This is a genomic window from Thiohalocapsa halophila, from assembly GCF_016583825.1.
Classification (GTDB): domain Bacteria; phylum Pseudomonadota; class Gammaproteobacteria; order Chromatiales; family Chromatiaceae; genus Thiohalocapsa; species Thiohalocapsa halophila.
In genome coordinates this window covers 23691-48650 of sequence record NZ_NRRV01000025.1, presented here as the reverse complement: position 1 = coordinate 48650, position 24960 = coordinate 23691, and the positions used below count along the sequence as shown (strand labels likewise).

The following is a 24960-nucleotide window of genomic DNA, read 5'->3' as shown; positions in this document are numbered from 1 at the left end:
GTCTTGCGCCGGCAAATAACGAAACAATGACTCCGCTCGTGAGCACCCATCGAAAGAACCAAAGGAGGAACGCGTGAAACCGATCTCGATCCTGCTCAAGCGCCCGCGCCAGCTGCGGCTGCGGGGCCTCGCGCCGGCCGCGCTGGCGCTGCTGGCAACCACCGCCTTCGGCGCCGCCGCGCAGGCGGAGGAGTCCATCCACCACGTGTCCTCGGAGGTGTGCGCCAACTGCCACCAGGAGATCTTCAAGCAGTGGTCGGGCTCCATGCACGCCAACAGCACGGCGCTCAAGGACCCGATCCACGGCACCTTCTACAAGATGGTCGTCGGCGACCCCACGGCGGAGAACGTCAAGAAGAAAGGCACCGACAAGTACCCCATCTGCCTCCAGTGCCACGCGCCGAACGCCGCAAAGGACGGCAAAACCAAGCTCGACGCCATGGCCGCCTACAGCGAGGGCGTCAACTGCGTCGCCTGCCATACGCTGAAGAAGTTCAAAGGCGTCCAGGGCGAGGACGGCAAGCTGCGGCTCGGCCTCAAGGCCTATGAGGTGGCCGACACCCTTCAGGGTCCCCAAGGCGTCAACAACGGCCTGGCGCAGCTGGCCTCGGCCAGCGACGACCTCTTCGGCGGCGTCGGCATCGGCGGCGGTGCCGACGCCCAGAAGCCGAACCCGCACCTGGGCGAGCCGGTGGAATTCGAGGGCGAAGAGATCCAAGCCCTGCCGATGGAGGGCAACCCGCGGCTCATGAAGACCTCGGACTCCTGCTGGGGCTGCCACGATCAGCGCAACAACCCCCACGGCGTGCCGCTGTGCCAGACCGGCAACGAGTACATCGACAGCAAAACGGACGTGAACTGCCTGTCCTGCCACATGCCGGTGACCGACGGCGTGGCGGACCACACCATGGGCGGCGGCCACAGCAAGCCGATGCTCAAGCGCTCCGTGGTCTTCGATGTGGACAGCGAGCGCGACGGCGACGTGCTCAAGACCAGCGTCTACATCAAGAACCAGCAGCCGCACGCCATGCCGACCGGTGCGCCCTTCCGCAACATCTATGTCAAGCTGACCGCCTACGACGACGCCGGCCAGCCCATCTGGCAGAACGCCGAAGGCCATCCGGCGAAAGATGATCCGCAGGCCTATATGGCCTATGCACTCGCGGACGACGAAGGCATGCCGGCACCGCCGCCCAAGGCCACCCAGGCCGGCGAAGACACCCGCCTGAAGCCCCACGAAGAGCGGGTGCTGGAGTACGAGATCCCCGCCGAGGGCGTAGCCCTAGTCCGCGGCGAGCTCTACTACAACCTGCTCTGGCCCGGCTTGGTCAAGAAGTTCGACCATTTGCCGGAAGATGTGAAGGAGCCGGTGCTCATCGCCGAGTCCGAGAAGTCCGTCATGGCACCTTGAGACCGCTGATCCCTACAGGGACGACGTAACCTCCTTCGGGCACGGAGTCGCCCGCGTCCACCAACCACGCAAGCCGCGCGACCGCGCGGCTTGCGTGCGCATGCCCCCGCGCCCGGCGCGGCTCTCCCGCCGTAGGGGAGCAAAGGTCCGCGCATCCACACCCCCTGCGACTGACCAGTCGCTGCGGACTTACCCCTGCGACGCTGTTCACAGCGGGTCCTCGGGGAAGTCCCTAGGCTTTGCGTAACAGGCGCCGAAGAGCTCGGCGCCACAGGCCACGCAAGACCTACGCCCGGTCTCTTCAGGGCGAGCGATGAAGATCACCCGCGCCAGAGCCAATGCGCCCGGCGTCCCAACACAGACGCTTCGACCGCCCGCGACCATCGAGCAGCGGCGCGGCGCGGCGCCGAAGCCGAGCGGCTTCACCCTTATCGAGCTGATGATGACCATCGCCATCAGCGTGATCCTGATCACCGTCGGCATTCCGGGATTCTCGACCCTCATCGGCAATCAAGTGCTGTCCGCCGAAGCGCGGCAGTTTTCGATGTCCCTGGCCTTAGCCCGGTCGCAGGCAATTGCCCGCAAGGAGCAGATTGCCTTGTGCAAGAGCACCAACCAAAGCGCCTGCTCCACAGTGGATACGGTCCACTGGGAAGACGGCTGGATTCTGTTCGTCGACGAAGATGCCGATGGTCAGCGCCAGACCGGAGAGCGCATTCTGCGCCGCCGAGCAGCACTCGATGGCTCGGTCACATTGCGGCCCTCCGCCGAGTACACGAACTACATCGCCTTCGCCACCGACGGCAGGTGCTTCGGCAACGGCGACGAAACACCACCGACCGAGGGCAGTTACCGCTTGTGTGACGCCCGTGGCGCACAGCAAGCCCGTGTCGTCGAGATTTCCCCCGTTGGCCGCGCGCGTGTTGCCCCCGCTCCAGGGGCCGCCGCGTGCCCGTAACCGCTCAGCCGAGTCGTCTCCATGGCTCACACCGCATACCAGCATGGCCACCACCTTCGGCGCCCGCGCCGAGACCAAACCGGGCTCTGTATGACAGAAGTCCTGGTGGCCGTGTTCATCTTCGCGTTCGGCGGCATCGGTGCCGCTACGATGCAAATCTTGTCCGCGCAAGCCAATCTGGAAGCGCACCAGCGCAGCCAAGCCGTCTATCACGCTACCGACATCCTCGAGCGCATCCGCAATAACACCGGCGCGCTTGCGGACTACGACACGCCAGCCGACGGTGACTGGACCATCCTCGGCGATGGCAGCAGGGGGACTCAGCCCACACCAGACTGTGAAAGCGTCGCTTGTACAGCAACACAGCAGGCCACTTACGACCTCTGGGAGTGGGAGCGTGCCCTCGACGGCCACGAGCGCACCCGAGCAGATGCTACTCCCGCCGGCGGCCTCATCCACCCCACCGGCTGCATCCGCAACCACGGCAACGGCCAGCTCGAAATTGCCATCGCCTGGCATGGCCGCCGTGAAACGCTCAATGCCAGCGTCGCTCCCGGCTGCGCCGCCACCGACCGCTACGGCGAAGACTCCCAATTTCGCCGGGTCATGCGGTTACGCACGCATGTTCAACCATGAACAGGCATCCCGCAATGAACAGCTTCTCAGGCCAACCCCGGTCCAATCAAGCCGGCTTCACGCTGCCCGAGCTACTCGTCGCGATGCTATTGGGCCTATTCATCACCGCCGGCGGAATTAGCCTGTTCGTAACAAACAAGGTAGTGTACACGGATACTGCCCGCCTCACAGAGCTTCAAGAAAACGCCCGCTTCGCGCAAAAGTACCTCTTGGACGACTTACGCCACGCCTATTTCTTCGGCGAGCTGCATTACCACGACTTTATTCCTGACCCCGATACGCCAAGTAACACGGCTGTCTCCGGCAACTGCAACGGCATGGCCGTGGCCTACGGATTCAATGACCGCTTCAACCCTCCGTCGTTACCCCTGCATGGCGCAACGGCCGCTTCCGGAGACGCCATCGGCTGCATCGACGACGCTGCTGAGGTGAACGGCATCCCCTCCGATGTCATCGTTTTGAAAATGGTCGCACCGCAGCCCCTGTCGCAGACTAACGATTTGACCATCGGCGGCGTATACATCGCATCCAACCGAACGGCGGGCGTCATGCGACTCTACACCGCGGGTGCATCGATGCCCTCGCTGTCCGACTCTTGCGTCGGCCGTGACAGCCTGTGCCTGAGAAACGGTTCCTATTGGCCTTACCTTTTCCGTGCCTACTACATCCGCGATGCCGATCCCCTGGACGCCGATCCACCCACCCTTGCCCGCAAAACCCTTGAGTGGGACGACACCAATGGTATGTCCATTGTGACTGAAGACCTAGTCGAAGGCATCGAGGGTATGCGTATACTCTACGGCGAACGCACCGGCACCGGCACCGATGCCCTGTTGTTCCGCGGTGCGAACGGTGGTGTCGGTGATTGGGAAAACGTTGATGCCGTCCGTGTTCATCTACTCGTGCGCACAATCGAGCCGGATCCGACGCATCATGATGAAGCTACCTACGTCCTCGGCGATACTGACGTCAACTTCGCCGATGCCAACTTTGCAACGTCGTTAAGTCAGGGCGCGCAACTGCGCAACTTCCACCGGCGGGTCGTCTCAGCCACTGTAATGCTACGCAACAAGCCCATCATTGACGGGACAGAGGAGCAGCCATGACCAGCGGATTCCCGTCCCCCAAAGTCCGGGAGACGCCGCGGCGAATCCCGCCCAGACGAGGCTTCGCGTTAATCGCGAGCCTGATCATCCTCGCTATGCTTGCGCTTCTCGGCGCCGCCTCCATGACCGCGACAAACACCGAGATCCAAATTTCATCAAGTATGGAGGACTCAGCAAGGTCTTTCCACGCCGCGGAAGCCGGGGTCAGCGCTGGGGCCGCAGCGGTGTTCGACGATACCGGCCAGCTCGATTTTGTCGGAGACTCCACACAGCTGGATTTTAGCTCTGCCTCCCCCGATCCGCTTGCGCATTTGCACAACGACACGCCAACCGACGCCCACAATGACTTGCCGACCGTGACTGCCGTCGTCAGTGGCGACCCGGAGGGCAAGTGTGCAAGGTCTGAATGGGCCTCGAGCGACGATCTCATCGGCTGCGGAGCCTTCGACTTAGTCAGCGCCCATAGCTCTGGCGACGCGGATTCCGCCCGCGGGCACGTCACGACGACGCTGCGGCTTGGCATTTCGCGTCAAATCATAGCCAATAATTGACCCTGCTTCCACAAAGCTTATCCTGCGCCAAATCACCCCTGAAATAGACACAGCACAAATCGCAACCCGCCAAACGCCAGCAGACCGCCGCAAGCGATACCGAGCGATTCCGGAGTCCAACCATGAATAGGACAACGACCTTCTTCACGACACTGGTTCTCGCACTAGGCCTCGCCTTCGGTGGCTCAGTTTCGCTCCCGGCACGCGGCGACGATACCGAGATATTCCTAACCCAATTCAGCGGCACCGGCCAGAGCAGTGGTCGCCCAAAGGTCCTAATCCTATTCGACAATTCCGGGAGCATGGGTGATGGGGTACCGCAAGCAAAGCCCGATTACGATCCGGCAATCGACTGGACCGATCATACCCAGTATCCGGGTGCGCCAAATACTTTTGAGCACGACCGTATCTATTGGTCGTTTGACGGCGAGCCCCCGATCGAGACCACGGACCGCTACATCCCGGCGTCTTCCAACCGCTGTGCATCGGCGCTACAGCCCCTGGCCGAGACCGGACGCTACACCGATTACCTCCGCGTCTGGCGCGAAGGCCTGGGCGTAACGGGCACGGAGACCTCCGAAGAATGTGAATGTCAATATCGCTACCGGTGGCAAACGTCTTGGAATCGCTCATACTGGCAAATCGGGGAAGCTGACTGCACCTCACGCTCCAATTGGCAGCTTCAGTATCGCTGGCAATGCGAGACCCGCGAAGACGACATAATCGGCTCCGTCGACATGTGGCGGAGTGTGCAAGACAACGACGACACTCGGCAGACGGCACACATGGAGTGCGCCACGGACATTGACGAAAACAATCCGAGCAACCCCAATGCTTCCGACGGCTGGGCCAGTGACGACAGCGGCCCCTTTCGCAGCGGAAGCCCAGGCTCTCCCTGGGAGAACTGGCAACAGCGTCATGACGGTGATCTAGTGCGGACGTTATTCACCGGGAATTACCTGGCCTGGTATTACAATGACGACCTGATCGAACAGCGCAGTAAGATCGAGATCGCACAGGATGTCGTGACAGAGCTGATTACCAATAACCCGCAGGTCGATTTCGGCCTTATGGTTTTCAACCGAAACAACGGAAACGATGATTGGGACCAGAACGGCGGACGAGTCGTGAGACACCTGGCGCGGATGGAGCCCGCCGCCCGCGCATCGCTGGTGGATCTCGTCGACGCCCTTTCGGCGGAAACCTGGACACCGTTGTGTGAGACCTTCTACGAAGCCTATCGTTACGTTGCCCGCCCGGGGGATACGCCTCAAGCAGTCTACTACGGCGATGACGACAGCAACGCCTGGCCACCTCGAGACGCTTGCGCCGAACAACTGTACGAAACCGGGGGGTGCGAGTCCGATGGAAGCTATGACTCACCGATGGGTGACTGCGAGAATATTTATCTTGTGGTCATGACTGATGGTAAGCCGACTTATGATCGGCATGCAAATTCCGCCATTGGCTCGCTACTCAATATCGGTGCCTGTGGTGATTACATGACGGATCATTACAATGCTGATGGAGAGTTGGATTTTCAAGAGAACTGTATGCCTGCCCTCGCGCGACACATGTTCGAGAGCGATCTTGACGATCAATGGGAGAATGGAAACCAGCGAGTTATCACTTATACCATTGGCTTCCTTACCGACCAGGATCTGTTGAGTGATACGGCTGAGTTTGGCGGCGGGACGTATTACACGGCGTACAATGCCCATGAGCTGGCTGACGCCTTCCAGGCGACGCTCACCGAGATCCTATCGAGCAACACCTCCTTCGCAGCGCCGGCGATCGCGGTGGACGCTTACAATCGTACCAAGAGCCTGAGTGCCGAGTACATCGCGATGTTTCGGCCCATGCCCTATCCGCGGTGGCCGGGTAATCTGAAGAAGCTCGCCATTGAGGGGGCAGACCCCGAGGAGGTGGTCGACGCGAACGGAAACCGAGCCGTTGACCCCGTAACAGGTAATATCAAGGACACGGCCACCACGTTCTGGACGACCCTGGGCGTTGACGGCATGGAGGTGGATGAGGGGGGGGCAGGCGAACGCTTGATCCTACGCAATCCCAGCACCCGGAGCATCTTCACCAACACGGGTGAAGGCGGCGCCTTGGAAAGCTTCGACGTCGCCAATGGCAACCTGACAGCAGCGATGGTCGGCGCATCCGATGCCAGCCAGCGAGCCAACTACATCGGTTGGGCGCGGGGCGTGGACGTGCGGGACGAGGACAGTGACGACGATACCACCGACACGCGCCCATGGATTCTGGGCGATGTCATGCACTCGACGCCCGAGGCCATCAACTACGGTAATTCCGGCCCCAACGATGATACGCAGGATGTCCGAATCGTATTCGGTACCAATGCCGGCTTCGTGCATATGATCGACGCTCAGAGCGGTGACGAGTCCTGGGCCTTTTTTCCGAAGGAGCTCGGTCGAGTGATTCCCACGCTATACGAAAACAATCCCGATGATCAGCATCCGTATGGTGTCGACGGTGCCCCTGCTGTCTGGGTAAACGATGTCGACAGCGATGGCAATATCAGCGCCGCAGACGGTGATCGGGTTCTTCTATTCATTGGGCTGCGGCGCGGCAGCAGTAGCTTTGAAGGGGCCAGCCTCGGCTACTACGCACTCGATGTCTCTGATCCTGATAACCCAAGCTTCCTGTGGCAGGTGGACCAAACGGACCTGCCAGAGCTGGGCCAGTCCTGGTCCACGCCAGCCCCAACTTTCGTGCCGGGGTATGACAATCCAGTGATTGTCTTTGGCGCCGGCTACGATCCCAATAAGGACGCACTTGGGGTCGGTACGGCAGACAGTGTCGGGCGCGGTATCTACGTGGTAGATGCCCTGGATGGCTCACTCGTCTGGAGCGTGACGCCTGCGGACAATTCGGATACGAACCTGCAAGAGCAAGGGCTCGTTGATAGCGTGCCGGCCAACGTCGCGGTGTTTGATAGCAATGGTGACCATGTGACGGATCGCATGTACTTTCCCGACACGGGTGGAAACATCTGGCGCGTCGACTTGGTCGACGATGACAAGTCGTATTGGTCCATCTTCAAGTTGGCGTCCCTCGGGGGGAACACAGAGGGGACGGATCGGCGCTTCATATATGGCGTTGATATTGCTGTGACCAAGTCGGTCAACGCCAGCTATGAGGCGTTGTTGATAGGAAGCGGGAATCGCGCGCACCCCCTTGACCGGGTCGTCGATGATCGGTTTTTCATGATCCGGGATACCGGCATACAAAGTGCATTGCATGTACCTAACGACGGAGATCCAGACAGCGATGCATGTTCGGATGGCGGTTTGAATCCAGACGGATTGCCTTGCGCGGAACAACCACCGGTCATAACAGTTTCAGATCTTTATGATGCGACCGATAATTTGTTTCAGGACGGCGACTTGGCCTCTCAGGAGGCTGCGCGCGAGGAGCTGTTTACCGGTAAAGGATGGTTCATAGAGCTCGAACGCACCGGCGAGAAAAGCTTGTCACGCTCCTACACCATGCAAGGTCGCGTGTTTTTCACCACGTATGTACCTCCTGATCCTCTAGATCCGGACCTTGAGTACATCTGTCGCCCTTCCGAGGGTAAGGGGTTCCTGTATGCGATCGGTTTGCACGACGCCACCGCACAGTACGATTGGAATGGGCAGATGATCGATGGCGATGAGACGCAGGAAGGCAGTGGCGATATTGACAAGCTGGACCGGAGTAAGACCATTAAGGATCACATCCCCGACCATCCGTCCGTTTACTTCGGCGAGGAAATTGGGCTAGTGGGCGTGGGCCCTGGCACGAACGGCACCGGCATCGAAGAGACCGGACTCTCGCTAGCGGTAAGCCCGGTCTATTGGATGCAGGAGGCAGAGTGATCATGACTCTTGAGACTAACCACGGAAGCGATCAGCGCCGTCGCGCTCGGCGGCAACTCGAGAGGGGCTTCTCTGAGCTTGCTCGCGTAGCGGTGCTGGCGGCCGTGGTGCTTTCTATGACGTTGAACGCAGCGTTGGGGCAAGGCGGAGGAGCGCTAAGTACCGCAACTCCCGAGTACAAATGCCACGTGCAGATGATCGAGACCGCCGAGAGCGTTATCCGTTTCTACAGCACGCAAGAGCTTCCCGTGCGGTTTTCGGACCAAGAAACCTTTGACCAGGCGCCCGTCAGGGATTCGCTGAAGGCCAGGGTCAGCGCAGTGCATGAGTGCGTGCGCATCCCGCAGCAGTTCTCTGACCCCGCCGCAATCGCGCTCGAGCAGCGGGTGCCCAGGTAGGCACCGACAATGGCCATCCGGCAGGAAGTTCGCACCGGGACACGGCAACCCTTGATCGGGTACTCGCTCATCGAGGTGATGGTGGTCGTCGCGATCGTGGCCATTCTCGCCGCGGTCGCGATCCCGAGCTACCAGGCGCAGATTCTCAAGACGCGCCGCACCGAGGCGCAGTCGCTGCTGCTCGACATCGCCGGCCGCCAGGAGCTCTACTACGCGGACAACAAGACCTTTACGACGGACATGACAGAGCTCGGCTTCGGCGCGGACCCGGTGGTGAGCGAGAACGGGTATTACCGGGCAGACGCAGTGGCCGGGGATACGGGCGACATCGGCACCAGCTTCGTTGCCACTGCGACCCGGCGCGATTCTCAAACGGCGGATACGCACTGCGGGGACTTTACCGTCGACTCGGAAGGCAACCGCGGGCTGGCCAACTACCCGGGTGCCGACGACGACCCGCCCGCTGCGCCGCCAGCCGGGTGCTGGTAGCGCCCCGTCCACGCCCACGCAGCGGCGGCTGCGTGGGCGTAGACTGCCGGGATGATCGCTGCCAACGTCCGCTACGGAGACTATGCCCACGGCTTCAGAGCACCCGAGCGACACCAAGCCACGCGCCGTGCGCGCGCTGATCCACCAGCCCCAAGGCGCCGTTCAGGGCTCAATGCCGGATCGCCTTGGGGCCATTTGGGCGCGTGCGACAGAGGCCGCGTGTAACCTGTTGCTATTGCCGGAGCTGCATCAGACCGCCTATTTCTGTCAGCGGGAGGACACGGCGGCGTTCGATCTGGCGGAGACCATTCCCGGGCCCACGACCGAGCGCCTGAGCCTTCTTGCCGCAGAGACCGGTCTGGTCATCGTCGGCTCCCTGTTCGAGCGCCGCGCCGCCGGCGTGTACCACAACACCGCCGTGGTGCTGGATGCCGACGGCAGCCTCGCCGGCGTCTATCGCAAGATGCACATCCCGGATGATCCCGGCTATTATGAGAAGTTCTACTTCACGCCCGGCGACCTCGGCTTCAGGCCCGTTGATACGGCCGTCGGGCGCCTCGGCGTCCTGGTGTGCTGGGATCAGTGGTTTCCGGAGGCGGCGCGGCTGATGGCCATGGCCGGCGCGGAGATGCTGCTCTACCCCACCGCCATCGGCTGGGATCCGGCCGACGACGAGGCCGAGCGCCGCCGCCAGCTGGAGGCCTGGCGCACGGTGCAGCGGGGCCATGCGGTGGCCAATGGCTTGCCGCTGGTGGCCTGCAACCGCGTCGGCTTCGAGCCGGCGCCGGATGCCGGCCAGGCCGAGGACGGCATCCTGTTTTGGGGCAGCTCCTTCGCCTGCGGGCCTCAGGGGGAGATCCTCGCCGCAGCGTCGGAGACGGAGGCCGAGGATTTCATCGTGGATATCGATCTCGCCCGCGGCGAGGCGGTGCGGCGTATCTGGCCGTTCTTTCGCGACCGCCGCATCGACGCCTATGGCGATCTGCTCAAGCGCTGGCGGGACTGAGCTAAACTCTGGTGCAGGCGGGTATTGCCGCGCGCCCAAGACCCGGCGAGCCGAGACTTCGTAGGTCGGGCTGAGGCACGAAGCCCGACGCCGCGCTGCCCGACAGCCACGCTGGTAGTGAGCGCCCGATTGTCGGGCCTCCTGGCGTCGGCCCGACCTACGCCGAGTCATGGGCCGGGCGGCAGCGAGCAATACCTGCGCAATCTCGCGCGCCCAAAGGCGCACCCGGAGGTCCATGGTGTCCGCCACCGCTGAACATCTCTACCATCCTTACCGCTTTAGCGTGGACGAGTACCTGCGCATGGGCGAGGCCGGCATCCTCACGGAGGACGACCGGGTGGAGCTCATCGACGGGGAGATCATCGATATGCCGCCGATCGGCATTCCGCACACGGGTGCGGTCAAGCGCATTGCCAATCTCTTCGGCCGCCAGCTCGGCGACCGCGTCGTGCTCTCCGTCCAAGATCCGATCAGAATCGGCGACTTCTCCCTCCCCCAGCCGGACATTGCCCTGCTCCATCCGCGCGATGACTTCTACGCCAGCGCGTATCCGGAGCCTGCCGACATCCTGCTGCTGGTGGAGGTCGCGGAATCCTCGGTGCGCTACGACCGTGAGAAGAAGCTGCCGCTGTATGCCGCCGCCGGCATCATGGAGGTATGGCTCGTGGACATTCCTGCCCGCAAGCTCACGCGCTATTCCGAGCCGTCCGCCGACGGCTATCGCAGCGTCGGCGAGCCGGATGACCTGGGCAAGGTCACGGCGCGGGCGTTGCCGAATTCCCCGATCGATCTCGACGGGCTGTTTGGGTAGCAGGACGCCCGCCGCCGGCATCGAGCCTGCCGCACTCCGCGCCCCTCGTCGCGAAGCTCTTGCTTCGCGACGCCCCGCTGCATGCTCTGCTTGCCGTCGCTGAGTGGGCGTACGCGCTGGTGGGCAATGACCAATGGCGACGCGTCTCTCGCCAGATCCGCGAAGCAGAGCTTCGCCGCTGGGGTCGCGAAGCTGGAGCTTCGCGACCAGGACACCACGCGACACTCGTCGCGAAGGTGGAGCTGCCCGACCAGGGCGATCTGCGTGACACTCGTCGCGACGTCCCGCCGCAAGCTCTGCTTGCCGTCGCTAAGCGGACGCGCGCGCTGGTGGGCGATGACCAATGGCGACGCGTCTCTCGCCAGAGCCGCGAAGCAGAGCTTCGCCGCTCGGGTCGCGAAGCTGGAGCTTCGCGACCAGGACACCAGGACACGCCCGCCGCGGGCATCGAGCCCGCCGCACTCCGCGCCCCTCGTCGCGAAGCTCTGCTTCGCGACGCCTCGCCGCAAGCTCTGCTTGCCGTCGCTGGGCGGGCGCGCGCTGGTGGGCCATGACCAACGGCGACCCGTCTCTCGCCAGATCCGCGAAGCAGAGCTTCGCCGCTGGGGTCGCGAAGCTGGAGCTTCGCGACCAGGACAACGCCCGCCGCGGGCATCGAGCCCGCCGCACTCCGCGACCCTCGTCGCGAAGCTCTGCTTCGCGACGCCTCGCCGCAAACTCTGCTTGCCGTCGCTGGGCGGGCACGCGCTGGTGGGCCATGACCAATGGCGACGCATCTCTCGCCGGATCCGCGAAGCAGAGCTTCGCCGCTGGGGTCGCGAAGCTGGAGCTTCGCGACCAGGACACCAGGACACCAGGACACCAGGACAGCGCGTAGACGCTCCCCCAGCCGGCGCGTCGGGCCTCCCGGCGTCGGCCCGACCTACGGGTTGGTGCTGGAGCGCGTGTCCTTCTGCTGACCGGAGGTCGCAGCACTCGCCGCGGCCAGGGACTTGCGCAGGTCCGCTTCCATCTGGGTCAGCTCTGTGGCGGCCGCCGCGCGGGCGCGCTTGCCCTCGTCGGCGATGGCTAGGCTCTCTTCGATGGTCTCGATGAGCGCTTGATTGGCCTGCTTGACCGTCTCGATGTCGAAGACGCCGCGCTCGATCTGCTTGCGCGCCTCGGCGTTGGCGGTCTTCAGGTTCTCGGCGTTGGCGCGCAGCAGCTCGTTGGTGAGGTCGTTGGCGGCCCTGACGGTCTCGGCGGCGCGACCGGAGCGGTAGATGGTGATGGCCTGCGCCAGCTGCTGGCGCCACAGGGGCACGGTGTTCACCAAGGTCGAGTTGATCTTGTTGATGAGCCCCTTGTCGTTCTCCTGCACCAGGCGGATGCTCGGCAACGCCTGCATGGCCACCTGCCGGGTCAGGCGCAGGTCGTGCACGCGCCGCTCCAGGTCGTCGCGGGCGCTGCGCAGGTCGCGCAGATTCTGCGCCTGCACCATGTCGTCGGCCTGCTCCACCTCGCTGGCCAGCTTCGGGATGGTCGCCTCGTCCAGCTCCTTCAGCTTGGCATCGCCCGCGGCGATGTAGTGCTCCAGCTGCCGAAAATAATTCAGGTTGGCGTCGTAGAGCCGGTCCAAGCTGGTGACGTCCGTGAGCAGCCGGGTCTTGTGCCGCTCCAGATCGATGGTGATGCGCTCGATGTGGTCGCGCACCTCCTCGTACTCCTGCAGGAACTTCATAATGGGCTTGCCGGCGCCGCCGAACAGCCGCGCCAGAAAGCCCGGCTTCGCGTTGGGGTCGAGCGCCTCCACGTCGAAGCCGCGCAGCGTGCCCACCATCTGACTCAGCGTAGCCCCGGCGGCGCCGGTGTCTTTGCTGCGCACCCCCTCCAACATCTGGTCCGAGACCTCCGTCAGCTGCTGCTGGGCCTTGGCACCGAAATGCATGATGGAGCTGGAGTCCGTCAGGTCCAGCTCCGCCAAGAGGCCCTTGATCTGCCGCTGCTCCGCCGGCGGCGCGTCGTCCAGGGCGACGATCTCGCTCGCAGGCAGCGCGGCGGTCTCATGCACCGCCGCCAGCTCCGATGGCTGCGCCCTGGTGTCCGAAGACGGCTCGCTCATGGTCGCTCCACTCCACAATGTGTCGCTCGAAGATCCGCGATTCTCCCACAACGGCGGCAACCGGCGCGCCCGCGTGCGGCGAATCGGCCGGCAGCACATGGCTTGGCGCCAGCGTCCGGCACCAGCGGGCAGTCGGTATGGCGCGTGCGATACTAAGCGCCGCCGACGCATCTCCCCCCGCTGGCTATGGCTATCGTTGTCGTCATCGATGCGCGCTGCGGCAACCAGCACGACCAACCGCCTCTTGCGTCGTTCCCGAGTCACCTTCTGCAAGATGAGAGAGTCCCAGCCCATGTCCGCCAGCACAGACCGCCCCGCTCCCGGCCTCCGCACCATACAGGCCGCCCCGCCGCGGCTGCGCGCCGGCGCCGCAATGCTGCTGGCGCTGTCGCTCGGCCTCGGCTGCTCCGGCGCGGGCGAAGACGTGCGCGTGACCCTGTGCAAGGACATCGTGGCGGTGCAGACGAGCGCGGCGCCCGCGTTCGAGGCACCGGAGATCCGTACCCGCGGCTACCAGGGGGCGGAGGTTCGGCTCGCCTACCGCGTCGGCGACAGACCCGGCCGCGCGACCTGCTTCTACGCGCACGATGCGGTGGAAGACACCGCGGACCAGCTGGCCAACCCGCTAAACGCCTACGCCACGTCGCCCGAGCGGGTCATTATCGCCGGCGAGGCCCTGAGCCGCCCGGCGCTGGCGCAGGCGGTGAAGCAAGCCATGCTGAAGCAAGGCCGGCAGCTCGTGGAGGACGCCGGCGACATGGCGCGCAAGGCCGTCGCTCAGTGACGCCTCGGTCCGTTCATGGCATCGCCGCCTGGATCCTGCTCCTACAGCCACCGGTGCTCACAGCAACCGACGAGCCCACCCCGCCCAGCGCCCGAGTGCCGCAGATGCCGAGTCACCCACCCATCGTCATCGCCCACCGCGGCGCCAGCGCCTACCGTCCCGAGCACACGCTGGCGGCCTATCAGCTGGCCATCGAGCAAGGGGCCGACTTCATCGAGCCGGACCTGGTGCCCACCCGCGACGGCGTGCTCATCGCCCGCCACGAGAACGCCCTGTCCGACACCACGGACATCGCCGCGCACCAAGACTTCGCAGACCGGCGCACCACCAAGACCATCGACGGCGAGCCGGTCACCGACTGGTTCACCGAGGACTTCACCCTCGACGAGCTCAAGACCCTGCGCGCGCGCGAGCGCATCCCGGCAATCCGCCCGGCCAACAGTGCCTTCGACGGGCGCTTTTGCATCCCCACGCTGGCGGAGATCATCACCCTGGTGCGCCGTGCCGAGCAGGCGATGGGTCGGCGCGTCGGCATCTACCCCGAGATCAAGCACCCCACCTATTTCCGCCATACGGGGCGGCACCTGGACGGCACACTGATCGCGCTGGATCTGGGCGCCCTGCTGGTGGCGGCGCTCGCGCGCGAGGATTTCACCGACCCCGCGCGGGTCTACATCCAATCCTTCGAGCCGGCGTCGCTAGTGTCGCTGCGACGCGACATCCTGCCGCAAGCCGGGCTGGACCTGCCGCTGGTGCAGCTCATCGGCGACGTGACTGGCCGCTTCATCAACGCCGGCGGGGGCGGCTTCTCACGGCCCTTCGACCTGGTCCACCACGCGCGCAACGGCGACGACCTGGCCGACATCTACGGCGACGAGCTGGCGGCGGTGATCCGACGGGGCGACGGCTGGCAGGCGGGCTATGCCGCACTCGCGAGCGCCGAGGGGGCGGCAGCCGTCGCCAACTACGCGAGCGCCATCGGCCCCTGGAAGCTCTTGATCCTCCCCCGCCGCACGCTGTCGGAGCCCGTGGACGGCGATGCCGACGGGCGCGCCGAGATCACCCAGCAGCTCACGGGCGAGGAGACACCGTTGGTGCGCATCGCCCATGCCGCCGGCCTCGCGGTGCATCCCTTTACGCTGCGCCCGGAGGAGCCCTTCCTGGCGCTGACGCCGAGGGGCGAGCCGCAGTCCTTTCGGGACGAGCTCTCGCAGCTGCTCGCGGCCGGGGTGGACGGACTCTTCAGCGACGACCCGGCGGCGGCGCGGGCGGCGCTGCGTGCGCGAGACGCCGGCCCGCCATGATTGCAGCTGCACTCGCGAAGATGCCTCATCCGTAAACCCCTGCGGCCGCGGCCGTTCGCTGGCCAACCTCGATCCGGCACCGAAAACGCGCCAGGCGCCGCGGGCTCCGGGATTGATCGAGCGCAGTCCACGCAGCTTCGCGTTGTCCCGGGGCCCGGTTCCGACGCCGGCAATTGCGTAAAGCTGGCGCGGGCTCGGGCGGCGGCCGCTATACTCCACGTTCCAATACAAACGCGCGTTTGACTTCGACCCCGGGGATGCCCCGCGGCCGTCACCGCGACCCCGCCATGCAACGCCCAAAGCCCTCTATGTTCCTGCGCCTGCTCTCGGTTCTGCTGATCCTCGCCGCACTGGTGGGCGGCCTCGCCTACATGAAATACGAGCAGGTGACGGCACAGATGGCCCAGCTGTCCCAACCCATGCCGCCGTCGTCCGTCTCCGAGGTGCGGGTGCAGAGCCAGCGCTGGCAGCCGCAGCTGGACGCGGTGGGCAGCGTGCGCGCGGTCCAGGGGGTCATGGTCAACAATGAGGTGCCGGGGCAGGTGCAGACCATCCGCTTCGAGTCCGGCGACCAGGTGCGCGCCGGCCAGCCGCTGGTTCAGCTGGACACCACCGTGGACGAAGCGGATCTGAAGGGCCTCGAGGCGTCGCTGGAGCTGGCGCAGCTGCAGATCGAGCGCAACACCAAGCTGCTGCGCGACCGGGCCGTCTCCCAGGGCGACGTCGACCAGATCCAGGCCGAGCTCGCCCGCGCCCGGGCCGCCGTGGCCGGTAAGCGCGCGCTCATCGACAAAATGACCGTCCGCGCGCCCTTCGACGGCGTGCTCGGCATCCGCCAGATCGATATCGGCCAGTATCTGCCGGAGGGCTCGTCCATCGTCGCGCTGGAGGCGTTGGATCCGGTGTTCGTGGACTACAAGCTGCCGGAGCGCCACCTGGCCAAGCTCGTCGAAGACCAGAGGGTGCAGGTGCGGGTGGCGGCCTATCCGGGCGAGGTCTTCACCGGCCGTATCCAGGCCATCAGCCCGACGGTGGACCAGGGCACCCGCAACGTGCAGGTGCGGGCCGAGCTGCCGAACCCGAACGGCCGCCTGCGACCCGGGATGTTCGCCAAGGTGGCGACCCTGATGCCGGTGCGCGAGCAGGTGCTGGTGCTGCCGCGCCGCGCGGTGGCCTTCAACACCTACGGCGACTCGGTGTTCCTGATTAAGGAGCAGCCGGCGGCGCCGGAGGATGCGAGCGGCGCGGAAGCTAGCCCGGACCAGCCCGCCGACACCAAGCTCGTGGTCGATCGCAAACAGATCACCACCGGCGCCGTGCGCGGCGACTTGGTGGAGGTGCTCGATGGCCTGTCCGAGGGCGATCGGGTGGTGCTGGCGGGCCATCAGAAACTGCGCAACGGCGCCGAGGTGCAGATCGTGCAGGACGCCGGCATGGCCCCGGGTGAGCTGGAGCAGGCCGCGGCGGACCCGGAGTCGACGGCGCAGGCCGCACCGGATACCGCGACGAGCAACGGTGACGGCTCATGACCTTCACCGACATCTTCGTCCGCCGCCCCGTGCTGGCGAGCGTCGTCAGCCTGTTGATCTTCATCCTGGGGCTTCGCTCCTTCCTGGGCCTGGAGGTGCGCCAATACCCGGAGACCCGGAACACGGTGGTGACCATCTCCACCGCGTATCCAGGCGCCGGCAGCGACTTGGTGCAGGGCTTTATCACGACACCGCTCCAGCAGGCGGTGGCCGAGGCCGACGGCATCGATTACCTGACCTCCACCAGCACCCAGGGCATGTCCACCATCGAGGCGACCATGCGCCTCAACTACGACCCCAACGCCGCCATCGCCGAGATCCAGGCCAAGGTCGCAAGTCGTCTCAACGTGCTACCGGAGGCGGCCCAGAATCCGGTGATCACCTCCACCACCGGTGACGCCACGGCGCTGATGTACCTCGCCTTCTACAGCGAGGAGCTGGGCCTGGCGCAGATCACCGACTACCTGCTGCGGGTGGTGCAGCCGCAGCTTCAGGCGCTGGAGGGTGTGGCCAAGGCCGAGATCTTCGGCAACCAGACCTACGCCATGCGCGTGTGGCTGGATCCGGACCGGATGGCGGCGCTCGGCGTCACCGGCGAGGACGTCGCCGAAGTCCTGGCGGCCAACAACTACCTGGCCGGCATCGGCAATCTGCGCGGCGACATGGTGCAGGTGGACCTGGCCACCAACACCGATGTCAGCGGTGTCGAGGACTTCCGCGACCTGGTCATCCGCGCCGACGAGAGCGCCCTGGTGCGCCTGCGCGATATCGCCGAGGTGGAGCTCGGCTCCCAGGACTACGACTCGGCCACCCTGTACAAGGGCATCCCGGCCATTTTTATCGGCATCGAGCCAACACCCGGGGCCAATCCGCTCACGGTCGCCGAGCGGGTGCACGCGCTGATGCCGGAGCTGAAAACCCAGTTCCCGGAGGGGCTGCAGGCGCACATCCCCTACGACGCCAGCGAGTTTATCGAGGAGTCCATCGAGGAGGTCTTCAAGACCCTGGCCGAGGCGGTGGTCATCGTGCTGTTCGTGATCTTCCTGTCGCTGGGCTCGGTCCGCGCGGCCATCGTGCCATCGGTGACGGTGCCGCTGGCCATCGTCGGCGCGGCCTTTCTGATGCTGCTGATGGGCTTTAGCATCAATCTGTTGACGCTGCTGGCGCTGGTGCTGGCCATCGGTCTCGTGGTCGACGACGCCATCGTCGTCGTGGAGAACGTGCACCGGCATATCGAGATGGGCAAGCCGCGCATGCAGGCGGCCATGGACGCGGCCCGCGAGCTGGCGCTGCCCATCGTCGCCATGACCACCACCCTGGTGGCCGTCTATGCGCCCATCGGCTTCATGGGCGGGCTGGTGGGCTCGCTGTTTGTGGAGTTCGCCTTCTCCTTGGCGGCGGCGGTGCTTATCTCCGGCATCGTGGCGCTGACGCTCTCGCCGATGATCGCGGCGCGCGTGTTGCGGCCGGCGGGCAACCAGGCCCGCTTCGAGCGCACTGTCGAGCACTTCTTCGACGGCCTCGCCAAGGGCTATGCCGGAGCCCTGCGCTGGTGGCTCAAGTACCCGAGCAGCACGGTGCTGGTGGCCCTCGTCGTCGTCGCGAGCATCGGCGCCATGTACAGCTTCTCTCAGAAAGAGCTGGCGCCGACGGAGGACCAGAGCATCCTGTTCTTCATGGCCACGGCGCCGCAGACCGCCACCGTGGACTACAACAAGCGCTACGTGGAGCAGCTCCAGCGCACCTTCGAGCAGGTGCCGGAGTACCAGGAGAGCTTCATCATCGCGGGCTTCATGGGCGACACCGCCACCACCTTCGGCGGCTTCAAGATGCCCCAGCCCTCCGAGCGCGAGCGCTCGCAGATGGACATCCAGCCGCAGCTCCAGGGCATGCTCGGCGGCATCGCCGGGTTCGACACCGTGATCTTCCCCCGCCCGAGCCTGCCCTCCCCCGGCCAGGGCATCCCGGTGGAGTTCGTGCTCATCTCCGATCTGCCGGTGGAAGAGCTGACCGGCTACGCAGATCAGATCGTCGGCCGCGCAATGCAAAGCGGCAAGTTCATGTTCTTGAGCAAGGACATCAAGCTGACCCGCCCGCGCACCATCATTGAGGTGGACCGGGACCTGGCCGGGGATCTGGGCATCAGCATGCGCGCCATCGGCCAGTCGCTGGCATCCATGCTGAACCAGGACTATGTCAACTGGTTTAGCCTGGCGGGACGCAGCTACCAGGTGATCCCGCAGGTACCGGATGCCGCCCGCAATGATCTGGAGAAGATCCAGGACTACCAGATCGCCACCGCCTCCGGCGAGCTGGTGCCGCTGTCCACACTGGTGAGCGTGCGCGAAGAGGTGGTGCCATCCAAGCGCGTGCAGTTCCAGCAGCTCAACGCCGTCACCCTCTCCGGCGTCATGCTGACCTCACTCGGCGAAGCGCTGGACTACCTCGAGACCACCGCCCGCGAAGTGGCCCCGCGCAATGTGCGCTTCGACTACAAGGGCGAGTCCCGCCAGTTCAAGCAAGAAGGCGCGGCGCTGGAGATCACCTTCTTCCTGTCCATCCTGGTGATTTATCTCGTGCTGGCGGCCCAGTTCGAGAGCTGGCGCGACCCCTTCGTCATCCTGATGTCCGTGCCGCTCAGTATCGCCGGCGCCATGGCGTTTCTGTTCTTAGGCTTTGGCACGGTGAACATCTACACCCAAGTCGGCCTGATCACCCTCATCGGACTCATCGCCAAGAACGGCATCCTCATCGTCGAGTTCTCCAATCAGCTGCGCGAGCGCGAAGGGCTAAGCAAACACGATGCCGTGGTCAAGGCGGCCATGATTCGCCTGCGGCCCATCCTCATGACCACGGTCTCCATGCTGGTGGCCATGATCCCGCTGCTCACCGCCACCGGCCCCGGCGCCGTCAGTCGCTTCGACATCGGCCTGGTCATCACCACGGGCCTCGGCATCGGCACGCTCTTCACGCTGTTCATCGTGCCCGGCATGTACGTCTTGGTGGCCTCCCGCCAAACCCAGCGCGAGCTGGAAGCCACCGCCGCCGCCCGCACCTAAAAAGGGGTCAGAGCCCTTAAAGATTTAAAGGGCTCTGACCCCTTTTTGGTCTGCTGAATGTCGCCATACCCTCGCATCGGCGGTAGCTGGCGTGGTGCAGACCATCGGCGAAGTCGAGGCCGGCGGCATGAGACTCGACCGCCTGCTGCACCGCGTCACGGTCTTCGATCTCGACGTGCTCCAGCGACAGCAGATGCGTCAATACCCTGGAGACGTCCGCCGGCTCGAATCCGTAATAGCCGCGCATGACCCACTCCAGTTCCAGCAAGACCGTCTTGCTGACCAGCAGCGCGCTGCCGGATTCGATCAGCCGTTGCGCCGCTTCGCGTTGTCTCGCGGCCTCGGCATCGGTCGCGTCGTCGATGTAATAACGGGCGAGCACATTGGTGTCCACACCGATCATGAATCGTCCCGATGCTCTTGCAGCAGCGAGGCCGCATCGAAGTCCGCGGGAACGGACGCACGCCGCGATCTGAGCATGCCGAAGCCCCCGTCCACTTCGGCCACGGGCCGACTCAGTAGCCTGAGCTCCACATGATCGCCAACGACCTCGAAGCCGATCTTGGCGCCGGTGCGGATACCGAGACGCTGTCGAACGGCCTTCGGAATGGTGACCTGCCCCTTGCTGGTGACAGTTGTCGCATCCATCGGCCTTCCTCCAAGTAATACCGAGTAAGAATTCCAGATCCTAGCAGACTTGGGATTCCGGAGACCAGGTCTAAGAATTAAGAATCGGGTCAGTGCGGCCTGGCAAGGCCGCACTGACCCCTTTTTTGTGCGGTGAGCAGCGCACGGGTGGGCGCTGGGTGGCCCTCGATGGTGCGCTGCGGGTTGGCCGGGCTCAGGCACTGGGCCAGGGATTCGAAGCGCATCCACGGGGTGCTGCGCTGCTCGTCGGTGGTGGTGCGGGTGACGTCGGCGACCTCGACACGACGAAAACCGGCGCCGTCGAGCCAGCCCCGGAGCACGTCGATGCCAGGAATCGCATGGACGTTGCGCATGCGTGCATAGCGCCCGGGCGGCCTCAATACGGACTTTGGGTCGTGCGGGAGCACCAGGGTTTCTAGCACCAGCTCGCCGCCCGGGCGCAGCGCACGATAGAGCTGCGCCAGGTGTGCGGCGGCGTCGCGGCGGTGATAGAGCACACCCATGGACAATGCCGTGTCGAAGGGGCCGTCGGCGGCCAGGAGCGGCAGGTCCGTATCCGCCGCCGGCAGCACCGCCAGCCGGTCTTGGCGTAGGTACTGGTTCACTGCCAGGAACTGGAGCACGAAGCGCAACGTCGGGTCGATGCCGAGCACCAAGGCGGCACCGGCCCCGAGCGCCCGGTAGCCGTAATAGCCGTTACCGCCGCCGACATCCAGCACCAATCGGTCGTGCAGTTGTGCGATGGCAGCGGCGGCCCTGGCCCATTTCCAGTCCGCGCGCCACTCGGCGTCGATGCGAACGCCATGCAGACAGAAAGGCCCCTTGCGCCAGGGATGCAGCGCATCGAGGCCGCTGCGTAGCGCCTCGCCGGCCGAGCCGTGCACACCCGGCCCCCGCTCCACCTGCACACAGTCTGCATCGAGCTGGATCTCCCCGGGCTCGATCCGCGGCAGCGACTCCAGCGCTTGCAGCCAGCCCGGCAGATCCCCGTGGCGCTCCGGGTGCAAGCGCTCGGCGGCGAGTCGCCGCAGCGGCGCCGCCCAGGTCGCCGCCGGCGTCGCCGCCATCCGTGCAAAAAAAGGCGCGAGGCGCCGCAGGGTCATCGCCCTCGCCGACGCCGGGTGCAGCTGCCGAGCGCCATCAGCCCCGCGCCAGCCAGCCGACGAAGTTGAGGCACTGAAACCAACGCTCGATGCGGGTGAAGCCCGCCGCGCGCAGGCGCTCCTCGTGGGTCTCGATGTCCTCAGGCACCAGCACCGCTTCCAGCGCCGCACGCTTGCGGGCGATCTCGAGCGCGCTGTAGCCCTGGCCGCGCTTGAAGTCCTGATGCAAACCGTCCATCAGCGCGTCAGTGGCGGCATCGGGAAAGATCACCTTCTCCACCAGCAACAAAGCGCCCCCCGGGACGAGTCCCGCCCGCAGCCGGCGCAGCAGATCCTGCCGCGCCGCTGGCGGCACGAATTGAAGCGTCAGGTTCAGTACGATGAGCCCCGCATCGCTCACGGGCACATCCACGATGTCCGCGCAGACGGGCCGAACGCGACCCGCCGCCACAGGCTCGGCGAGCCGCGCGCGCAAGCCGTCCAGCATCGCCGGCGCATTGTCCACGGCAACGATGCGCGCCTGCGGCAGCCGCGCCAGCAGACTCGCCGAGGTGGCGCCCAGGGAGCAGCCGAGGTCATAGATGGGCCGTCCGGGCACAGACACCCGCGCCGCCACCAGCCCCAGAAGGCGCAACAGCTCTGGCCAGCCGGGCACAGAGCGACGCAGCATGTCGGGAAAGACCCGCGCCACCTGCTGGTCGAAGACGAAGTCCGTCGGCGGGGCGGCGCCGGCAAAGAGGCTGTCGTGGGGCTCGGTGGGGGCGCTCATGGTATCGCTTGTCGATTCGACCAAAGGGCTCCAAGCCTAGGCGCAGCCAGCAACGGCTGGGGGCAGCCACCAGAGCCGGCAGCGGTCATGCAGCGGATCAAAAAACCATCACACATGGGCGTACCGGCGTTGATACGATACCTTGTTGTCAATCGGAACCGCAGCCCTGCCGGAGTCTCCAGCGCCATGAACGACACCGACCCGAATGTCCTGCTCGACGAGGACACCGACATCGCCACCGTGGACACGGAGCTAGAGGCACCGCCGGAGCCGCCCGACCTCGATGACCCGGCGCTGTACCTGAACCGCGAGCTTACCTGGCTCGCCTTCAACCAGCGCGTGCAGCACGAGGCCGACGACCCCCGCACACCCCTGCTGGAACGGGTCAAGTTCCTGGCCATCGTCAACAACAATCTCGATGAATTCTTCATGAAGCGCATCGGCGGGCTCAAGCAGCAGATCGCCGCCGGTGTGCACACGCTGACCGTGGACGGCCGCTCACCCGTGCAGCAGGTACAGGAGTGCCGCGCCGTGCTGGCGCAGATGCAGGCAGACCAGGAGCGCATCTTCCAGGAGCTGCTGACGGAGCTCGAAGCCCACGACATCCGGCTCGCCGCCGTTGAATCCTTGCCCAAGGACGCCCGCGAGCGCCTGCGCGAGCAATACCGCACCGACATCTTCCCCATGATCACGCCGCTGGCCATGGACCCGGCCCACCCCTTCCCGTTCATCTCCAATCTGGCGCTGAACCTGCTGGTGACGCTGCGCTACCCCGGCGGTACCGAGGTCTACATGGCTCGCGTCAAGGTGCCGATCAGCAAGGACATCAGCAGGCGGCTGATCCGGGTGGACGGTGTCAACACCTTCGTCAGGCTGGAAGACGTCATCGTCAACAACCTGGACATGCTCTTCCCGGGCATGGAGATCGACAGCTGCGAGCTCTTCCGCGTCACCCGCAACGCCATTGTCGAGCCCACCGAAGAGGCCGCCAACGACCTGCTGGAGCACATCGAAACGGAGCTGCGCGAGCGCCATTTCGCGCCCATCGTGCGCCTTGAGGTGCAGGCGGGCATGGACAAGACGCATCGCGGCATGCTCGCCGCCGAGCTCGGCCTCAACGAGGAAGAAGACGTCTACGAGGTCCCCGGCATGATGGCCAAGCGCGACCTCTTCGAGCTGGCCTCACTGGATTTCCCGGAGCTGCGCGATCCGCCCCATCGCCCGGGCGACCATCCGATCCTCGGCAACGACCGCCGCAACATCTTCCACATCATCCGCGAGACCGGGCCGCTGCTGGTGCAGCACCCGTATCAGTCCTTCTCCACCACCGTGGAGCGCTTTCTTGCCACGGCCGCGCAGGACCCGAAAGTCCTAGCCATCAAGATGACGCTGTACCGCACCTCCGGCGGCGCCATCCTGGAGTCCCTGATCGAGGCGGCACAGAACGGCAAGCAGGTGGCCGTGCTGGTGGAGCTGAAGGCGCGTTTCGACGAGGCCGCCAACATCGGCTGGGCGCGGCGGCTGGAGGCCGAGGGCATCCATGTCACCTATGGCGTCATGGGCCTCAAGACCCACAGCAAGCTGATCTTCGTCGTCCGCCGCGACTACGCCCAGCTGCGCCGCTACTACCACGTCGGCACCGGCAACTACCACGGCGGCACCGCCAAGCTCTACACGGATCTCGGCATGCTCGGCTGCGACGAGGACATCGGCGCCGACCTGACGGAGCTGTTCAACTATCTCACCGGCTACTCGCCGCCGCCCAGCTACCGCAAGATCCTCGCGGCGCCCTATACCCTCAAGCGCGGCATCCTCGGCAAGATCGAGCGCGAGATCAGCCTGCACCAAGAGCAAGGCGGCGGTCACATCCAGATGAAAATGAACGCGCTGGAGGACGTGGACATCGTCCGCGCGCTCTATAAGGCAAGCCGCGCCGGGGTCAAGCTGGATCTCATCGTCCGCGACACCTGCCGCTTCCGCCCCGGGCTGCCCGGCCTCAGCGAAGGCGCGCAGGTCATCAGCATCGTCGGGCGCTTCTTGGAGCATGCGCGGATCCTGTACTTCCACAACGGCGGCGACGAGGAGTACTACATCGGCTCCGCAGACATGATGGGCCGCAACCTCGAGAGCCGTGTCGAGGTCATCGCCCCGGTGGAGAACCCGGAGCTGCGCCAAGAGCTGCGCCTGATCCTCGACGTGCAGCTCGCCGACGAGCGCACCGCCTGGGACATGCACTCCGACGGCAGCTACACCCAACGCACACCCGCTGACGAGAAATCCAAGGGCACCCAGCAGACCCTCATCGGCGTCGCGGAAAAGCGCCTCGCCGCCGCCGCCAAGCACAAGGAGAAGACCTTGCGCTCAAGGCTGCTGAGCCACTTCGAGAATCGACTGGCTGAGAAGGGTTGAG

Annotated in this window: 20 protein-coding genes; 15 read left to right on the top strand and 5 right to left on the bottom strand. The window is 65.2% G+C overall.

Features of this window, described 5'->3' with window-relative positions; all coding sequences use genetic code 11:
- Nucleotides 1-73 precede the first annotated feature (73 nt).
- The 10 genes from CKO31_RS11980 to CKO31_RS11935 all read left to right on the top strand — a co-directional run bounded on the left by CKO31_RS11980 (nucleotide 74) and on the right by CKO31_RS11935 (nucleotide 11253).
- Nucleotides 74-1411, top strand: a complete 1338-nt coding sequence (locus tag CKO31_RS11980; protein ID WP_322789132.1) for a cytochrome c family protein — start codon at nucleotides 74-76, stop codon at nucleotides 1409-1411.
- A 313-nt stretch (nucleotides 1412-1724) separates the two neighbouring features.
- The gene (locus CKO31_RS11975; protein ID WP_200237572.1) at nucleotides 1725-2369 is read left to right on the top strand and encodes a GspH/FimT family pseudopilin; all 645 of its coding nucleotides are present in this window, start codon (nucleotides 1725-1727) and stop codon (nucleotides 2367-2369) included.
- Between the two features lie 21 nt (nucleotides 2370-2390).
- Complete coding sequence (gene pilV, locus CKO31_RS11970; RefSeq protein ID WP_274607740.1) at nucleotides 2391-3005, top strand: type IV pilus modification protein PilV; 615 nt, start codon at nucleotides 2391-2393, stop codon at nucleotides 3003-3005.
- Entirely contained in the window at nucleotides 3002-4111 is a 1110-nt protein-coding gene (locus tag CKO31_RS11965; protein ID WP_200237641.1) for a PilW family protein, read from the top strand. The genes pilV and CKO31_RS11965 overlap by 4 nt, the downstream gene beginning before the upstream one ends.
- Nucleotides 4108-4662, top strand: coding sequence for a PilX N-terminal domain-containing pilus assembly protein (locus CKO31_RS11960; protein ID WP_200237567.1), 555 nt, complete (start codon nucleotides 4108-4110; stop codon nucleotides 4660-4662). Before CKO31_RS11965 ends, CKO31_RS11960 begins: the two co-directional genes overlap by 4 nt.
- A 122-nt stretch (nucleotides 4663-4784) precedes the next feature.
- Complete coding sequence (locus CKO31_RS11955) at nucleotides 4785-8549, top strand: pilus assembly protein (protein ID WP_200237564.1); 3765 nt, start codon at nucleotides 4785-4787, stop codon at nucleotides 8547-8549.
- Between the two features lie 2 nt (nucleotides 8550-8551).
- Entirely contained in the window at nucleotides 8552-8947 is a 396-nt protein-coding gene (locus CKO31_RS27935; RefSeq protein ID WP_498370613.1) for a hypothetical protein, read from the top strand.
- Nucleotides 8948-8998: 51 nt separating this feature from the next.
- On the top strand, nucleotides 8999-9436 hold the full coding sequence (locus CKO31_RS11945; protein ID WP_200237559.1) for a type IV pilin protein: 438 nt from the start codon (nucleotides 8999-9001) through the stop codon (nucleotides 9434-9436).
- An 82-nt stretch (nucleotides 9437-9518) separates the two neighbouring features.
- A complete protein-coding gene (locus CKO31_RS11940) occupies nucleotides 9519-10442 on the top strand; it encodes a carbon-nitrogen hydrolase (protein WP_438874007.1) in 924 nt (307 codons plus the stop codon).
- A gap of 235 nt (nucleotides 10443-10677) precedes the next feature.
- Nucleotides 10678-11253, top strand: coding sequence for a Uma2 family endonuclease (locus CKO31_RS11935; RefSeq protein WP_200237558.1), 576 nt, complete (start codon nucleotides 10678-10680; stop codon nucleotides 11251-11253).
- A 922-nt stretch (nucleotides 11254-12175) separates the two neighbouring features.
- Here CKO31_RS11935 and CKO31_RS11930 read toward each other — a convergent pair.
- Nucleotides 12176-13354: a toxic anion resistance protein gene (locus CKO31_RS11930; RefSeq protein ID WP_200237555.1), complete on the bottom strand. Its 1179-nt coding sequence runs from the start codon at nucleotides 13352-13354 to the stop codon at nucleotides 12176-12178.
- Nucleotides 13355-13646: 292 nt separating this feature from the next.
- On the opposite strand from CKO31_RS11930, the gene CKO31_RS11925 reads away from it, so the two are divergent.
- From CKO31_RS11925 to CKO31_RS11910, 4 genes are all read left to right on the top strand, one after another.
- The gene (locus CKO31_RS11925) at nucleotides 13647-14138 is read left to right on the top strand and encodes a hypothetical protein (RefSeq protein ID WP_242475317.1); all 492 of its coding nucleotides are present in this window, start codon (nucleotides 13647-13649) and stop codon (nucleotides 14136-14138) included.
- Nucleotides 14139-14242: 104 nt separating this feature from the next.
- The gene (locus tag CKO31_RS11920) at nucleotides 14243-15442 is read left to right on the top strand and encodes a glycerophosphodiester phosphodiesterase family protein (RefSeq protein ID WP_200237553.1); all 1200 of its coding nucleotides are present in this window, start codon (nucleotides 14243-14245) and stop codon (nucleotides 15440-15442) included.
- A gap of 287 nt (nucleotides 15443-15729) precedes the next feature.
- A complete protein-coding gene (locus CKO31_RS11915; RefSeq protein WP_306341733.1) occupies nucleotides 15730-16971 on the top strand; it encodes an efflux RND transporter periplasmic adaptor subunit in 1242 nt (413 codons plus the stop codon).
- Nucleotides 16968-20030, top strand: a complete 3063-nt coding sequence (locus CKO31_RS11910; RefSeq protein ID WP_200237551.1) for an efflux RND transporter permease subunit — start codon at nucleotides 16968-16970, stop codon at nucleotides 20028-20030. Before CKO31_RS11915 ends, CKO31_RS11910 begins: the two co-directional genes overlap by 4 nt.
- Before the next feature lie 16 nt (nucleotides 20031-20046).
- Here the strand turns inward: CKO31_RS11910 and CKO31_RS11905 are convergent, their stop codons facing one another.
- From CKO31_RS11905 to cmoA, 4 genes are all read right to left on the bottom strand, one after another.
- Nucleotides 20047-20433, bottom strand: coding sequence for a type II toxin-antitoxin system VapC family toxin (locus CKO31_RS11905; RefSeq protein WP_200237548.1), 387 nt, complete (start codon nucleotides 20431-20433; stop codon nucleotides 20047-20049).
- Nucleotides 20430-20678 (bottom strand): AbrB/MazE/SpoVT family DNA-binding domain-containing protein, encoded by a 249-nt coding sequence (locus tag CKO31_RS11900; protein ID WP_200237546.1) that lies wholly within the window; start codon nucleotides 20676-20678, stop codon nucleotides 20430-20432. Before CKO31_RS11900 ends, CKO31_RS11905 begins: the two co-directional genes overlap by 4 nt.
- Nucleotides 20679-20767: 89 nt before the next feature.
- The gene (cmoB, locus tag CKO31_RS11895; RefSeq protein WP_200237543.1) at nucleotides 20768-21781 is read right to left on the bottom strand and encodes a tRNA 5-methoxyuridine(34)/uridine 5-oxyacetic acid(34) synthase CmoB; all 1014 of its coding nucleotides are present in this window, start codon (nucleotides 21779-21781) and stop codon (nucleotides 20768-20770) included.
- A gap of 37 nt (nucleotides 21782-21818) precedes the next feature.
- Nucleotides 21819-22550, bottom strand: coding sequence for a carboxy-S-adenosyl-L-methionine synthase CmoA (cmoA, locus tag CKO31_RS11890; RefSeq protein ID WP_200237540.1), 732 nt, complete (start codon nucleotides 22548-22550; stop codon nucleotides 21819-21821).
- 186 nt (nucleotides 22551-22736) lie between these two features.
- Here cmoA and ppk1 point away from each other — a divergent pair, with 186 nt between their 5' ends.
- A complete protein-coding gene (gene ppk1, locus CKO31_RS11885; RefSeq protein WP_200237538.1) occupies nucleotides 22737-24959 on the top strand; it encodes a polyphosphate kinase 1 in 2223 nt (740 codons plus the stop codon).
- Nucleotide 24960 lies beyond the last annotated feature (1 nt).

Coding starts and splice junctions, on each gene's coding strand:
- CKO31_RS11975 (WP_200237572.1), top strand. CDS start 1,725: ATGAAGATCACCCGCGCCAGAGCCAATGCGCCCGGCGTCCCAACACAG.
- pilV (WP_274607740.1), top strand. CDS start 2,391: ATGGCTCACACCGCATACCAGCATGGCCACCACCTTCGGCGCCCGCGC.
- CKO31_RS11965 (WP_200237641.1), top strand. CDS start 3,002: ATGAACAGGCATCCCGCAATGAACAGCTTCTCAGGCCAACCCCGGTCC.
- CKO31_RS11960 (WP_200237567.1), top strand. CDS start 4,108: ATGACCAGCGGATTCCCGTCCCCCAAAGTCCGGGAGACGCCGCGGCGA.
- CKO31_RS11955 (WP_200237564.1), top strand. CDS start 4,785: ATGAATAGGACAACGACCTTCTTCACGACACTGGTTCTCGCACTAGGC.
- CKO31_RS27935 (WP_498370613.1), top strand. CDS start 8,552: ATGACTCTTGAGACTAACCACGGAAGCGATCAGCGCCGTCGCGCTCGG.
- CKO31_RS11940 (WP_438874007.1), top strand. CDS start 9,519: ATGCCCACGGCTTCAGAGCACCCGAGCGACACCAAGCCACGCGCCGTG.
- CKO31_RS11935 (WP_200237558.1), top strand. CDS start 10,678: ATGGTGTCCGCCACCGCTGAACATCTCTACCATCCTTACCGCTTTAGC.
- CKO31_RS11930 (WP_200237555.1), bottom strand. CDS start 13,354: ATGAGCGAGCCGTCTTCGGACACCAGGGCGCAGCCATCGGAGCTGGCG.
- CKO31_RS11925 (WP_242475317.1), top strand. CDS start 13,647: ATGTCCGCCAGCACAGACCGCCCCGCTCCCGGCCTCCGCACCATACAG.
- CKO31_RS11920 (WP_200237553.1), top strand. CDS start 14,243: ATGCCGAGTCACCCACCCATCGTCATCGCCCACCGCGGCGCCAGCGCC.
- CKO31_RS11915 (WP_306341733.1), top strand. CDS start 15,730: ATGCAACGCCCAAAGCCCTCTATGTTCCTGCGCCTGCTCTCGGTTCTG.
- CKO31_RS11910 (WP_200237551.1), top strand. CDS start 16,968: ATGACCTTCACCGACATCTTCGTCCGCCGCCCCGTGCTGGCGAGCGTC.
- CKO31_RS11905 (WP_200237548.1), bottom strand. CDS start 20,433: ATGATCGGTGTGGACACCAATGTGCTCGCCCGTTATTACATCGACGAC.
- CKO31_RS11900 (WP_200237546.1), bottom strand. CDS start 20,678: ATGGATGCGACAACTGTCACCAGCAAGGGGCAGGTCACCATTCCGAAG.
- cmoB (WP_200237543.1), bottom strand. CDS start 21,781: ATGACCCTGCGGCGCCTCGCGCCTTTTTTTGCACGGATGGCGGCGACG.
- cmoA (WP_200237540.1), bottom strand. CDS start 22,550: ATGAGCGCCCCCACCGAGCCCCACGACAGCCTCTTTGCCGGCGCCGCC.
- ppk1 (WP_200237538.1), top strand. CDS start 22,737: ATGAACGACACCGACCCGAATGTCCTGCTCGACGAGGACACCGACATC.